This is a genomic window from Rhizobium sp. CB3060, from assembly GCF_025200735.1.
In the GTDB taxonomy this organism is placed as follows: domain Bacteria; phylum Pseudomonadota; class Alphaproteobacteria; order Rhizobiales; family Rhizobiaceae; genus Rhizobium.
In genome coordinates this window covers 192,022-205,634 of the sequence record NZ_CP104161.1, presented here as the reverse complement: position 1 = coordinate 205,634, position 13,613 = coordinate 192,022, and the positions used below count along the sequence as shown (strand labels likewise).

Sequence of the window (13,613 nt, the reverse complement as noted above, 5' to 3'; positions counted from 1 at the left end):
AGATCGAGTTCAGGAGAGAACACCATGAAGATTCTCGTTCCCGTTAAGCGGGTCGTTGACTACAACGTAAAGATCAGTGTGAAGCCGGATGGTTCTGGCGTCGTGCTTTCGAACGTGAAGATGTCGATGAACCCGTTCGACGAGATCTCGGTCGAAGAGGCGCTGCGGCTCAAGGAAGCCGGCAAGGCCGAGGAAGTCGTGGTCGTGTCGATCGGGCAGGCCAAGGCCGAGGAAACGCTGCGCACGGCGCTCGCCATGGGTGCGGATCGCGCCATCCTGGTCGAGACCGAGGATCAGGTCGAGCCGCTGGCTGTCGCGAAGATCCTGAAAGCGGTGGCCGATGCCGAGCAGCCGGGCCTCATCATTACTGGCAAGCAGGCGATCGACGACGATTCGAACCAGACCGGCCAGATGCTGGCGGCGCTGCTGGGTTCGGCCCAAGCGACCTTCGCCTCGAAGATCGAGATCGGTGACGGCAAGGCACAGGTCACCCGCGAAGTCGATGGCGGCCTGCAGACGATCGAGGTCAAGCTCCCGGCTGTCGTCACGTCAGACCTGCGCCTCAACGAGCCGCGCTACGCCTCGCTACCGAATATCATGAAGGCCAAGAAGAAGCCGCTCGACAAGAAGTCGCCTGCCGATTTTGGCGTGTCGACCGAGCCGCGGCTGAAGGTGCTGAAGACCGAAGAGCCCAGCGGCCGCAAGGCGGGCGTCAAGGTCAAGTCGGTTGCCGAACTGGTCGAGAAGCTCAAGACCGAAGCCGGCGTCCTGTAACGCAGAGCATTTTCAGGAAAAGTGCGCAGCGGTTTTCCGTCCGGAATGCGTATAGAAAAAAGATAGAGCGTTTCCGCAGTTCGAAGAAAAGCGGAAATGATCTAGTCCGAACGAGGAATTAGACATCATGGCCATTCTTCTTCTGGCTGATCACGACAATGCCCACCTCTCCGAGCAGACCGCCCAGGCGCTGACGGCTGCCACCAAGATCGGCGGCGATGTTCATATGCTGGTCGCCGGCGTCGGTGTCCAGGCTGCGGCCGGCGAGGCCGCCAAGCTTTCCGGCGTTTCCAAGGTGCTGGTTGCCGAGGATGCAAGTCTTGCCAACAATCTCGCCGAACCGCTGGCGGCGCTGATCGTTTCGCTTTCCGGTTCCTACGACACCATCATCGGCGCTGCCACCTCGGTCGGCAAGAACGTGCTGCCGCGGGTCGCAGCCCTGCTCGATGTCGCCCAGGTTTCGGAAATCATCGAAGTCGTCTCCGCCGACACCTTCAAACGGCCAATCTATGCCGGCAATGCCATCCAGACGGTGCAGTCGACTGACGCCAAGAAGGTCATCACCGTGCGCACCGCCTCGTTTGCCTCCGCTGCCGAAGGCGGTTCGGCTGCGATCGAGACGGTCTCGGCGGCTGCCGACCCGGCACTGTCTTCCTTCGTCGGCGACGCGCTGTCGTCCTCGGATCGTCCGGAGCTGACCTCCGCCAAGATTATCATCTCGGGCGGCCGAGCGCTCGGCTCGGCGGAGAAGTTCAAGGAAGTCATCCTTCCAGTCGCCGACAAACTCGGTGCCGCCGTCGGCGCCAGCCGTGCGGCCGTCGATGCCGGCTATGCGCCGAACGACTGGCAGGTCGGCCAGACTGGCAAGGTGGTGGCGCCGCAGCTCTATATCGCCGCCGGCATCTCAGGCGCCATCCAGCATCTGGCCGGCATGAGGGACTCGAAGGTCATCGTCGCCATCAACAAGGACGAGGAAGCCCCGATCTTCCAGATCGCCGACTACGGCCTCGTCGCAGACCTCTTCGAAGCGCTGCCGGAATTGCAAAAGGCGTCGTAAACAGGCATTGGGCCGGCTATTGGAGCTTGGATCAATCATGACGAGCTATGTATTGACAGTGACGTGCAAGTCGACGCGGGGGATCGTTGCGGCGATCTCGAATTACCTGGCCGAGCAGGGCTGCAACATCGTCGATTCTAGCCAGTTCGACGATCTCGACACCGGCAAGTTCTTCATGCGCGTCTCCTTCATCTCCGAGGAAGGGGTCAAGCAGGAGGCGCTGGTCGAAGGTTTCAAGCCGGTCGCCGAGAAATTCGAGATGGATGCCGAGATCTATGATGCCCAGAAGCGCATGAAGGTGCTCTTGATGGTGTCGCGCTTCGGCCATTGCCTCAACGACCTGCTGTATCGCTGGAAGATCGGCGCGCTGCCGATCGACATCGTCGGCGTCGTCTCCAACCATTTCGATTACCAGAAGGTGGTCGTCAACCACGACATCCCCTTCCACCACATCAAGGTGACGAAGGACAACAAGCCGCAGGCCGAAGCGCAACTGCTGGACCTCGTCGAGCAGACCGGCACCGAACTGATCGTGCTCGCCCGCTACATGCAGGTGCTGTCGGACGCGCTGTGCAAGAAGATGTCGGGCAAGATCATCAACATCCACCATTCCTTCCTGCCGAGCTTCAAGGGCGCCAATCCCTACAAGCAGGCCTATGAGCGCGGCGTGAAGCTGATCGGGGCGACGGCACATTACGTCACCGGCGATCTCGACGAAGGTCCGATCATCGAGCAGGACACGGCCCGCATCACGCATGCGCAGTCGGCCGAGGATTATGTCTCGATCGGCCGCGATGTCGAAAGCCAGGTGCTGGCGCGGGCCATCCATGCCCACATCCACTACCGCACCTTCCTCAACGGCAACCGCACCATCGTCTTCCCGGCAAGCCCAGGCTCATACGCGTCCGAACGCATGGGGTAAATCATGCCTATCGCGACAGTGATCGACGGAAAGCGTCTGAGGATTTGGCGGGCCGCGAGCGAGGTCAGGTTTTCTTCGCAAGCGATATCTCGCAATCTGAAGGTCGACGGTTCCCATCCTTTCAAGGCGGTTGGTCTTTATGCGACCGCTCAGTCCGCCAGCAATGAATCAGACCATGGGAATCGCTAGGTTCCCCAGTCGCGATTCCCTCACTTGCGAATGACGGACGAGAGGGCAAAGGCGGTCAATGTATCTCGAACCCCCGGCATTTCAGCGATCTGCTGCCAGATTTGTCTAATGCGGTCGGCCTTGTCCGACTCCACGCGAACGACAAGGTCGAAGTCTCCCGTCATGACATCGCATGCGACCACTTCCGGAATCTTTCGCATGGCGTGAAGTACATCGCCACCGCGCATGCGATCGTGCCGGTAGACGAACATCAGGGCGGTTGTAAGGTTCTGGCCGACGTCGCCATCGCCCGTGATGATCGTATATCCCTTGATAAAGCCGTCGCGCTCCAGACGTTCGATGCGAACCCTGACTGCATTTCGCGACAGGTTGACCTTCGCGGACAGGTCAGCGTGCGAAGCCCGCGCGTTGGCTTTCAATTCGGCCAGAAGGAGCTCGTCGATGCGATCAAGAGATTTTGTCAAGCAAGAGGTACCATTGGCTAGTCGAACATATCCGCCGTCATGGACTTATAGGCTGCAATCGCCGGCTCCAACAGGTGGTGTCGTTCGTCGCCACCCGCGTAATGTCTGGCAGCGGAGGCAAGGACAAAGCCCGGTAAAGCTGTTTTCTCGATAGCGGTCAACGTACGAACCGCCTGGTAACCCCGTAGAATTGCGCCGGCAAGGTCCGGATCGATCTGGCCGGTGAGATTGAGCGTCCAGCGGATGAGAACGTCCGCGATCTCTGAAATCAGGACATCTTCATGGCGTAGCCGGAAATTGATGACGCCGCTGACTACTTTTCCCAGGAAGAAGATGTTGTCTTGCACAAGTGCCCCATGGATGGAGCCCGTCGGAAGGACGGACGTCTTGCGCTTTCGTTTTCGGGCAAGCGTCGTGTGGATCTGGGCCATCACCCGGCCGAGGTCCTCGCATTGATCGATGCTGACGCGCTTGGTCGGGGAGCCAGGGAGAAAATCGACGACGGCGACCAGTCGGTTCGCGGCATTGAAAGTCGCCTGTCCATCGACTGTTCGTCGCGGTTTCGGGCAGGGAACGCCATTGGCATAAAGCGCATCCATCGTGTCGAATGCCTGATCAAGGTCGAGCGGTTCTGCACCGTTTTCAAACAGGGTGACGATGAATTCGCCTGCCGCCGAGCGGAACAGATAGGTGGTCTCGGTGTCGCCATTGGCAATACCGACCACGGACAGCATTTTCCCCATCGCATACGTGCATGCTATCGCGGTGCTGTCTGCGTCTGACAGTTCGGTGAACACAGCCATTTCATCTTCCTTGCGTGCCCGACGGGCTTAATGTGATATCTGCGAATTCGGCGGCACGTTCGAAGACACGCTCCACATCGCCTGGCGTCAAAATACCGTCTTCCTCAACCACCTCGCGTAGCGCGCGGTTCTCTACCAGCGCCTTTTTGGAAAGTGCGGCCGCCTTGCTGTAGCCGATCAGCACCGCCAATGGGGTCGCAAGAACGAGCGACTGGTCGAGAAGCGACTTGCAGCGATTGACATCGACTTCGATCCCTTCGACGCACCGTACCCGCAAGATCTCCATGCCCCGCGTAAGCATCCGCATCGACTGCAGGATGTTGAGCACGATAACCGGTTCCATGGCGTTGAGCTGGAGCTGTCCCGCACTGGCCGCCATCGTCACGGTCAAATCGTTGCCGATTACCTGGAAACCGATTTGGTTCATCATCTCGGGTATGACCGGATTGACCTTTCCCGGCATGATCGACGAACCGGCCTGGACCGGCGGCAGCCTGATTTCGCCAAACCCGCCGCGCGGGCCGCTGCTGAGGAGGCGAAGGTCGTTGCAGATCTTCGTCAGTTTCACGGCAATCCGCTTCAAGACACCGGAGAACGAGACAAATCCGCCGGTATCGGATGTGGCTTCAATGAGATTGCGCGCGGGAACGACCTGGACGCCGGACACGCGGCTCAAATGATTGCAGGCGACGTTGGTGAAGCCGGCCGGAACATTGATGGATGTTCCGATTGCAGACCCTCCGAGGTTCACTTCCTTCAACAACCGGCACACCGCGTTGACCTGATCGATATCCTCGTCGATCAGCTCCGAAAATGCCTCGAACTCCTGCCCGACGGTCATAGGGACCGCATCCTGCAACTGGGTGCGACCGACCTTCAAAGCACTTTTGTGTTCACACGCCTTGGCGCGGAATGCATCCCGCAGGTCGACCTGAGATGCGATCAGCCCTTCGCAGGCCCGCAGGATCGTCAGCCGCAGAGCGGTCGGGTAGACGTCGTTGGTGGACTGGGAGAGATTGACGTGGTCGTTGGGATGAAGCGTGGCATAGTCGCCGACGGTGGCGCCCAGCTTGCGCAGAGCGATATTGGTCACCACCTCATTGACATTCATATTCGTCGACGTGCCGGCACCGCCCTGCATCATGTCGACGGGGAAGTTCTCGTCGATTTCCTTAAGCTCGATAAGATCGTCGCAGGCCTCGGCAATGGCGCGGCACTTGTCCTCGGACATGAGGCCGAGATCAAAATTCGCCAGGGCGGCGGCCTTCTTGACCATCGCCATGGATTGGATGAGCTCGGGATAGTCCTTGAGCCGCATGCCCGAAACGTCGAAATTGAGTTCCGCCCGGCGGGTGTGAACGCCGTAAAGGACGTTTGCGGGGATGGAGAGCGGTCCGATGAGATCGGTTTCGATGCGTTCGACTGTCATCTTGCCGGCCTCCTTACGCGAAAAGTCCGGCATGACGCATGGCGTCATCGATGTCCCTTTTGACGGGCTCACTGACCTCGACGAGCGGAAGCCGCAGATCCGCCCGAATGCGTCCCAGGCGCGAAAGCGCGTATTTGGCGCCAGCCGGGCTCGTTTCAATGAAGAGAGCGCGGTGCAACGGCATCAGCCGATCTTGCAGGTCGAGTGCTTTTGCGTAGTCGCCTGAAAGGCAGGCACTCTGGAACTCGGCGCAGAGGCGCGGCGCGACGTTCGAGGTCACTGAAATACAGCCATGTCCGCCATGGGCCATATAGCCGAGTGCCGCACCGTCTTCGCCCGACAGAAGATTGAAGTCCTTGCCACACGCCATTCGTTCGAGCGACGGTCGCAATATGTTGCCGGTCGCATCCTTCACGCCGATGACGTGTCTGCAGTCGTTGTAGATGCGCGCGAGCGTCTTGACCTGAATGTCGATGACGCTTCGGCCGGGAATGTTGTAGACGATGACCGGAAGCGATGCTTCGGCATCGATTGCCTTGAAATGCTCGTAGATGCCGCCCTGGGTGGGCTTGTTGTAATAGGGCGCCACGATCAGGAGCCCGTCGGCGCCGGCCTGCTGGGCGTGACGGACGAAATCGATCGCCTCCTCGGTGCTGTTGGAGCCTGCGCCGGCAATGACGGGGACACGGCCCCTGGCCGTCTCGACGGTGATTTCGACAATCCGCTTATGTTCGGCATGGCTCAGCGTGGGACTTTCCCCGGTGGTGCCGCAAGGCACCAGGCCGGAAGATCCTTCAGAAATCTGCCATTCGATGAGGCTGCGCAAGGCAGCCTCATCGACCTTGCCATCGGCAAACGGCGTGACGAGCGCGGTAATGGAACCTTTGAACACCTTTAAACTCCGTAGATGCTGATGGCTTTTGCTGGCGACGATTACGAGCGCTTCAGCCTGTTGATGCACACGACCTTGGGCTGCGTCATATCCTCATAGGCGAAGCGGACGCCTTCGCGGCCCATGCTGCCATATTTGAAACCGCCGAATGGCATCGCGTCGAAGCGATAGTCGGAGGAGTCGTTGATCATGACACCGCCCGCATCGATGCGATCAGCCGCGTCGAGCGCATCTTCGAGATCGTTGGTGAAGATACCCGCATGGAGGCTGTATTCCGGGCTGTTGGCAAGCGCGATGGCATCCTCGATGCTGTCGAACGGCTCTAGGATCACGATCGGTGCAAACACTTCCTCGCTCCAGGCATCGCAGGTTGCGGGCACGTTTTCGAGAACCGTAGGCGGATAGAGATTGCCGGAAGGCAGGTGACCGCAGAGCAGGGTGGCACCTGCCTGGAGTGCCCGCTCGACCATTGCGCAGGCGCGGGCGACGGCCCTTTCCGTGATCATCGGGCCGACATCGGTGTCTGTCTCCAAGGGGTTTCCGGTCTTCAGCTTGAGCGTCTGGGAGACGAAGGTGTCGCGGAAACGCTCATAGATCGGGCGCTGGACCAGAATGCGTTGTGTACCGATGCAGTTCTGGCCGGCAGCCCAGTAGGCACCCGACACGCAACCCTCGACGGCCGCGTCGAAGTCGCTATCCTCCATGACGATGACAGGGGCATTGCCGCCAAGGTCCATGGCAAGCTTCTTGATGCCCGCGCTCTTCGAGATCGCCTCGCCCGTGGCAAAGCCGCCGGTGAACGAGATCATGCGGACCTCTTTTGCCGAGACAAGCGCCTTGCCGAGTTCGGCGCCGCCGATGGCAACGGTGATGACGTCTTCCGGAAGGCCGGCCGTTATGAGGGTTTCGACCAGTTTGATGGCCGAAAGCGGGGTCAGTTCCGATGGCTTCAGGAGGATCGCGTTGCCGCCGGCGACCGCCGGACCGAGCTTGTGGGCCACGAGGTTCAGGGGATCGTTGTAGGGCGTGATGGCCGCAATGATACCGAGGGGTTCGCGGGTGTACCAGCCCTGGCGCGATTCCGAGCCGGCATAGGAGTCAAACGGGATGACCTCGCCCGCATTGCGCTTGGCTTCGTCGGCCGAGAGCTTGAGCGTATTGATGCAGCGGGTGACTTCCTTGCGCGCCTGGGTGATGGTCTTGCCGGCTTCACGCACAATCAGGGTCGCGAAATCATCCTTGTCGGCGGCTATCAGCGATGCGGCCTTTTCGAGGATGGCTGAGCGCTGGTGGCGGGGCAGGGCGCGGGCGACGCGGGCGCCGGTCCTGGCGCGATCAAGCAGGTGCGGAACGGCGTCCGCACTCGTCTCGGTCACCGACCCAAGGGTTGCTCCGCTGAAGGGGTCGCGCACGACGATTGCGTCTGCCTGCGGCTGAATTGAACGGGCTGCGCTCTTCATCATGCGGCCTCCTTCTTCAGGACCGCGCCGGCGGCGTTGTGGATCGCGACGATATCGGAAAGGAGCGCGTAGGCGGTTTCGATCCGGCCGGCGCCCGGGCCGGTAACGGTCACGGAGCCGAGAAGCTCGGTGTTCAGGGACACGGCATTGGTGGCACCGCTGATTGCGGCGAGCGGATGCTCGAGTGGAAGGCACTTGGGCTCGACGCTGCCAGTCACCGAACCGTCGGCGTTGCGAACAGCCGAACCGATGAGCTTCCAACGGCTTGCGGACTTCGTGGCGGCATCGATGTCGGCGGCCGTCAGGCCGGAAATGCCCTTGCGCGTGACGTCTTCCGGCGTGAGGTGCGCGCCGAGCAGTTCGTTTGCGAGGATCACGACCTTGAGGCGCACGTCGAAGCCCTCGACATCGGCGGTCGGGTCGGCTTCGGCATAACCGAGTTCCTGGGCTTCCTTGACCGCGGCGGAGAAGTCCATGCCTGTCTCCATGCGGCCGAGAACAAAGTTCGACGTTCCGTTGAGGATGCCTTCAAAACCCTTCAGCTCGGCGCCTGCCAGGGTCTTCTCTGCCATGCGGATGACCGGGGTGCCGCTCATGACCGAACCTTCGTATTCGAAGCGCACACCGTTTTTCTTCCCAAGGGCCTTGAGTTCTTGCGCCGCGATCGCGACCGGACCCTTGTTGGTTGTGACGACGTGCTTTCCGCCTTCGAGAGCCCAGCGGCAATGCGAAACGGCGGGCTCGCCGTCCTTTGGGTTGGTGAAAGTTGCTTCGACGATGATGTCAGCCGGAGCGGCCTTTATGACAGCTTCATTGTCGGCTTCGGCATTCCCGCCGGAGAGTTGGCCGAAACCACCCCTGGCGAACTTGGATTCAACGAGGGTCTTTGCGTCCAGACCGTTCGGGGAGATGACAGACCCAAGGTACAGGTCACTGACGGCTACGATGTTCAAACGGAAGCCGAGATCCCGTTCCCAAAGCTGGTTCTTCGCAGCGATCAATTCCGCGAGTGCGCGGTTGACGCCGCCAAAGCCGATGAGTGCGATATTGTAGACTGTCATGGTTGTCCTCCGGTGTTTGAAATGACGCGATAGTGACGGGCAACCTGCACTGTCGGAACGAGACATTTGGACCAAATGACGGAGCATTTTGCGCAATTTTGATCCGGTTTGCATTGCCGGCTGCTGTGCTGATCGCCAATTGCAGGAAGCCGCCCCGCGCATCGACAAGCGAACACCTCGGGTCGAGTGGCCCGGAGGTGTCCTGGGCGCGGTGCATTTGAGGGCTCAGATTACGCGGTCTGCTACGTGGCGGGGAAAGGCTCTTCGAGAAGGATTGCCTGATTTCATAAAAGAAAACCCTGTGACTATCTATCTCCGGCTTGCAACAGAGAGGCGATCTCAGGCGCGTAAGTCGCTAGTTCGCGTTCCATCAACCGAACCTTCTCGAGGTGTTTTATCAGGATGGCTCCCTCATCGGTCGCCTTGCAAGGGGTTCCGCGGACGATCAGACGCGCGGAAACATGCCTCTCCAGCTTGGCGATCCGCTGAGATACGGCTGACGCGGTTATACTCAGAGCTATCGCGGCTTTTTCGAAGCTTCCGGTTCGAATGACCGCGTCGAGGGCCTCGAGAGCCAGGTAATTCAACATAGGCTGTATCCGTCAATGTGTAGATGCCCGTCATTCTTGGCGCCGTCGATTTCCGCGCATCGGCTCCGAGGTTCAGGCGCTCGACAGCTTCATCATCAGGATGCCCGCGACAATCAGGGCGGCGGCAGCAATGCGCATCGGCGCCGCGGGCTCTCCGAGGACGGCCAGACCCACCGCGAACGAGCCGACCGCGCCGATCCCCGTCCAGACCGTATATGCGGTGCCGAGCGGCAGGACCCTCATGGCGAAGGATAATAGCACGCCGCTGGCAATCATGGCCCCAACCGTAACGGCGGACGGGACGAGGATTGTGAAACCCTCTGAGCGTTTCATGGAATAGGCCCAGACGACCTCAAGAAGCCCTGCGACGAAGAGCACGAACCAATACATGTTTTTTTCTTCCGGATGATTGAATCCATCGGCAGGGAAGGGTCCCCAGCAGGGGCCGATCCCGTCACCAAGGGTTGGCGTTTCACGCAAACGTAAGGCCGAGTGCATTCCTGATGTCGGCGATGAGGTCTTCGGGGTCTTCCAGGCCGATCGACAGACGCAAATGGCCGAACTTCTGGAAGTTCAACGGATACCTCTCAGCGCCGCCGCGCCCGCCGCCGCCGACATGGACGATGAGAGTCTCGTCGTGGCCGAGCGACACGGCGGACGTGATGACCTTCAGGTTCGAAACAAAGCGGTTCTGGGTGTCAGGATCGCCATCGACGGCGAACGCCATCATCGCCCCATAACCCTTGCCGCCGAACTGCGCCTTGGCGAGGGCATGCTGATCATGGCTCTCAAGACCCGGATAGGTGACGAAAGCCAGGCGCTTCTCGTTCTCGAGGTATCTGGCGACGATTTCGGCCGTCGAGAACTGCTGCTTTAGTCTGAGGGGGAGCGTGACCGAGCCGCGCATAATCAGCCATGCGTTGAATGGGGAGATCGTGCCGCCGAGATCGACGAGCGCGTCGGCCTTGATGTGGTGAACGAGCTTCTTGGAGCCGATCACGACACCGCCCATCGCGTCGCCGTGGCCGTTGATGTACTTCGTCAACGAGTGGATGACGAGGTCAACGCCGAGCTCGAGCGGACGGAAGAACGGTGGTGGGGTGAAGGTCGAGTCGACTGACAGCAGCGCGCCCGCCTTCTTGGCGATCGAAACGAGAGAGGCGATATCGGCGACCTTTGTGGTGGGGTTTGCGACCGTTTCTGTGTGAATGAGCTTGGTATTTGGGCGCACAGCTGCCCGAACAGCCTCCATATCGCCCATATCGACGAAGGTTGCCTCGATATTGTAGCGCTGGGGCAAGAGTTCGGCGAACAGTCTCCAGACGGCCTCATAGGTGACGTCGCCGACGATGACGTGATCGCCGGATTTCAGGAACGTGAAGAACACGGCGTGCAACGCCGCGACACCGGTTGCGAAGACGGCGGCATCTTCGCCGCCTTCCATCGCAGCCAGTTTGCGCTGCAGGCAAATCTGGTTGTGTCCGGAGTTGCGTGTATAGGAAGGCTCCTCGGTATCCGACCAGTCCATCGTCGAGGGGTCATAGGGCAGGGCATAGGAATTCGCCATGACGATCGGGGTGCGGATTGCGCCCGAGGTCTTGTCGGTCTCATTGCCACCGTGCACGGCCAGCGTGGCGAAGGAGAGGGACGAGAGGGAATGTTTGTCCGGATTTGGCATGGTCTTGGCTTTCAGTTTGTTGCTGATCACGGGTGGTTTAGCGGCGCGTCGGAAGGGCGTTCTCGAAACGCTGGAAGATCTGGGTAATGATGAAGGTCAGGGTCACATAAAACGCTGCCACGAGCATCAAGGGCTCATAAACAAGAAGGGTATCTTGGCGGATTTTGTAAGCAGCGCCGTAAAGGTCCATGACGGTCACGGAGAACACGATCGGTGTCGCCTTCAGCTGAAGGATGACTTCTCCGGCAAAGGTCGGAAGACCAATGCGGATCGCTCTTGGCAGCCAGATCCGGCGGAGCACCATGCCAGGACGCATTCCTGCCGCCTTTGCGGCTTCTAGTTCGCCCTTGGGAACGGCAAGAAGCGTTCCTCTCAGAATTTCCCCCTGATAGGCCGCGAAGTTGAGGGTTAGAGCGACCGCTGCAAAGAAAATCCCTTCGCGCATGATCGGCCACAGGAAGCTTCCCCGAAGGCCCGGGATGTGAGGCAGGTAGGAGCCAAAGCCGTAGTAGATCAGCCAGAGTTGGATCAGGAGAGGGGTTCCCCGGAAAAACGTGCAATAGCTCTTGGCGAGGCCCTTGAGGATCCGGTTTTTACCGACTTGAGCGATCGCAAGGACAATTGCGATACCAAAGCCAAGCACGACCGAGATCACCAGCAGCACGCAGGTGAGCAGTGCGCCATGAAGCAGGAGTTCGCGGTAGGGAATGATCCAACTGAAATCCATGTCGGCCTCCTAGTGTATGGGTCGCTGGCCGCGGCGGAAGTGAGCTTCGAGCGCAGTAAAGAGCAGATTGGAGATGATCGTGATTGCCAGGTAGAGCGCGGCCGCGGCCAGGAAGAACAGCATGTACTGCTTGGTGTTGCTCGCTGCGACACGCGCGGCCAGAGCCAGCTCCTGATAACCAACGACCGCGATCAGGGCACTGTCCTTGATGACCGACAGCCACAAATTGGCAAACCCGGGCAGCGCGTTGGGGATAAGGGATGGCAGGATGATCCGACGAAACCGCAAGGCTGGCCGCATGCCGAACGCCTTGGCGGCTTCGAGTTGGCCCACCGGGATCGAAACGATCGCGCCTCGAAGGACCTCGGTCATATAGGCCCCTTGCACGAACCCCAAGACGGCGATGGCGACGACGAGGCCATTCACTTCGATCGGTCCGATTCCGGCCCAGGACAGAACGCGGTTCAGCCCGTTGGTGCCGGCGTAGTAGAGGGCGACGATGAGGACGAGCTCCGGAACGGCCCGGACCACCGTCGTATAGCTGTCCAAGGCGAAGCGGACCGTCTGTATTCCGCTGAGCTTTCCGAGCGCCCCAAACAACCCAAGGACCATTCCTACAAGGTAGGCCCCAAAAGAAATGAATAAGGTCGCGAGCGCCCCGGTCAGCAGCACGCCGCCCCAGCCGGGAGGCGAAACGGCGAGGAGTTCGAAAATTGATGTCGACGAGTTCATGGGAAGCCTTCCAAGCGTGGTGCCCGGCTTGCCATGATCTGGCAAGCCGGGATCGATCCGGCGATCAATAGGGGTCGTAGTCGAAGTACTTCTTGTTGAACTCGGCATATTTGCCGTTGGCGCGGATGGCCTTGATGGCGCCGTTCAGCTTTTCCCGCAGTTCGTTGTCACCCTTGCGGACGCCGCCTCCGACACCGGCGCCGAGGACGGCGTCATCCGCGGGCACGGTTCCCTTGAACTCGCAGCACTCCTTGCCGAGATCGGTTTTCAGGAACTCCTTGAGCGGACCCGTATCGGAGAAGCTGTAGTCGATCCGCCCCGCGGACAAATCCTGGTAGGCTTCATCGACCGTCGCATAGCTCTTCTCGGTCGCGATATCTGCGAAGTGCTTCTTGAAATAGGCCGACTGCGTCGTCGAAACGGCGATGCCGACGGTCTTGCCTTTCAGCTGCTCGGGTCCGACGCCGAGCACGCCGTCTTTCGGGCCAACCATGCTGGCGAGGGACGAGTAGTACTTGTCGGTGAAATCGATGCGCTTCTTGCGCTCGTCGGTGATCGACATCGACGACCAGATGACGTCGATCTTATTGCTCTCGAGAGCCGGAATCAGGCCATCCCAGGCAACGTCGACGATGGTGCATTTTTCCTTCAGTTCCGCGCAGACGGCATCCATCAGATCGATTTCCCAGCCGACTGATTTTCCGGATGCGTCCTTGGTGGTGTAGGGCGGATAGGCTTCGTTCACGATGCCGAAACGGATTTCGGCCTGTGCGTTTCCGGCAAGCATCATTGCTGCCAGGATAAGTGCTTTACCCCAGTGCTTCATATCAGTTCC

Annotated in this window: 15 protein-coding genes; 3 read left to right on the top strand and 12 right to left on the bottom strand. The window is 60.0% G+C overall.

Features of this window, described 5'->3' with window-relative positions; genetic code table 11:
* Positions 1-24: 24 nt before the first annotated feature.
* The 3 genes from N2601_RS33140 (at position 25) to purU (ending at position 2,753) form a co-directional block, all read left to right on the top strand.
* A complete protein-coding gene (locus N2601_RS33140; protein ID WP_260305913.1) occupies positions 25-774 on the top strand; it encodes an electron transfer flavoprotein subunit beta/FixA family protein in 750 nt (249 codons plus the stop codon).
* A gap of 127 nt (positions 775-901) precedes the next feature.
* The gene (locus N2601_RS33135) at positions 902-1,831 is read left to right on the top strand and encodes an electron transfer flavoprotein subunit alpha/FixB family protein (protein WP_260305912.1); all 930 of its coding nucleotides are present in this window, start codon (positions 902-904) and stop codon (positions 1,829-1,831) included.
* 37 nt (positions 1,832-1,868) lie between these two features.
* Positions 1,869-2,753: a formyltetrahydrofolate deformylase gene (purU, locus tag N2601_RS33130; protein ID WP_260305911.1), complete on the top strand. Its 885-nt coding sequence runs from the start codon at positions 1,869-1,871 to the stop codon at positions 2,751-2,753.
* Between the two features lie 209 nt (positions 2,754-2,962).
* Here purU and N2601_RS33125 read toward each other — a convergent pair whose 3' ends face one another.
* The 12 genes from N2601_RS33125 to N2601_RS33070 all read right to left on the bottom strand — a co-directional run bounded on the left by N2601_RS33125 (position 2,963) and on the right by N2601_RS33070 (position 13,604).
* Positions 2,963-3,406, bottom strand: coding sequence for an Lrp/AsnC family transcriptional regulator (locus N2601_RS33125; protein ID WP_260305910.1), 444 nt, complete (start codon positions 3,404-3,406; stop codon positions 2,963-2,965).
* A 17-nt stretch (positions 3,407-3,423) separates the two neighbouring features.
* A complete protein-coding gene (locus N2601_RS33120; RefSeq protein WP_260305908.1) occupies positions 3,424-4,209 on the bottom strand; it encodes a phosphotransferase in 786 nt (261 codons plus the stop codon).
* A gap of 1 nt (position 4,210) precedes the next feature.
* Positions 4,211-5,638 (bottom strand): aspartate ammonia-lyase, encoded by a 1,428-nt coding sequence (locus tag N2601_RS33115; RefSeq protein ID WP_260305906.1) that lies wholly within the window; start codon positions 5,636-5,638, stop codon positions 4,211-4,213.
* A 13-nt stretch (positions 5,639-5,651) separates the two neighbouring features.
* Positions 5,652-6,530 carry a 4-hydroxy-tetrahydrodipicolinate synthase gene (gene dapA, locus N2601_RS33110; protein ID WP_260305905.1) on the bottom strand — a complete coding sequence of 293 codons (879 nt, stop codon included), beginning with the start codon at positions 6,528-6,530 and terminating at the stop codon, positions 5,652-5,654.
* A gap of 41 nt (positions 6,531-6,571) precedes the next feature.
* Positions 6,572-7,990 carry an aldehyde dehydrogenase family protein gene (locus tag N2601_RS33105; protein ID WP_260306115.1) on the bottom strand — a complete coding sequence of 473 codons (1,419 nt, stop codon included), beginning with the start codon at positions 7,988-7,990 and terminating at the stop codon, positions 6,572-6,574.
* Positions 7,990-9,051: a homoserine dehydrogenase gene (locus tag N2601_RS33100; RefSeq protein ID WP_260305904.1), complete on the bottom strand. Its 1,062-nt coding sequence runs from the start codon at positions 9,049-9,051 to the stop codon at positions 7,990-7,992. The genes N2601_RS33105 and N2601_RS33100 overlap by 1 nt, the downstream gene beginning before the upstream one ends.
* 305 nt (positions 9,052-9,356) lie before the next feature.
* Positions 9,357-9,641, bottom strand: a complete 285-nt coding sequence (locus N2601_RS33095) for a LysR family transcriptional regulator (RefSeq protein ID WP_260305903.1) — start codon at positions 9,639-9,641, stop codon at positions 9,357-9,359.
* Between the two features lie 72 nt (positions 9,642-9,713).
* The gene (locus N2601_RS33090) at positions 9,714-10,031 is read right to left on the bottom strand and encodes a DMT family transporter (protein ID WP_260305901.1); all 318 of its coding nucleotides are present in this window, start codon (positions 10,029-10,031) and stop codon (positions 9,714-9,716) included.
* Positions 10,032-10,113: 82 nt separating this feature from the next.
* On the bottom strand, positions 10,114-11,319 hold the full coding sequence (locus N2601_RS33085) for a trans-sulfuration enzyme family protein (RefSeq protein WP_260306114.1): 1,206 nt from the start codon (positions 11,317-11,319) through the stop codon (positions 10,114-10,116).
* A gap of 37 nt (positions 11,320-11,356) precedes the next feature.
* Positions 11,357-12,046, bottom strand: a complete 690-nt coding sequence (locus N2601_RS33080; protein ID WP_260305900.1) for an ABC transporter permease — start codon at positions 12,044-12,046, stop codon at positions 11,357-11,359.
* Positions 12,047-12,055: 9 nt separating this feature from the next.
* The gene (locus N2601_RS33075) at positions 12,056-12,778 is read right to left on the bottom strand and encodes an ABC transporter permease (RefSeq protein ID WP_260305899.1); all 723 of its coding nucleotides are present in this window, start codon (positions 12,776-12,778) and stop codon (positions 12,056-12,058) included.
* 64 nt (positions 12,779-12,842) lie between these two features.
* Positions 12,843-13,604 (bottom strand): transporter substrate-binding domain-containing protein, encoded by a 762-nt coding sequence (locus tag N2601_RS33070; protein WP_260305898.1) that lies wholly within the window; start codon positions 13,602-13,604, stop codon positions 12,843-12,845.
* Between the last annotated feature and the right edge of the window lie 9 nt (positions 13,605-13,613).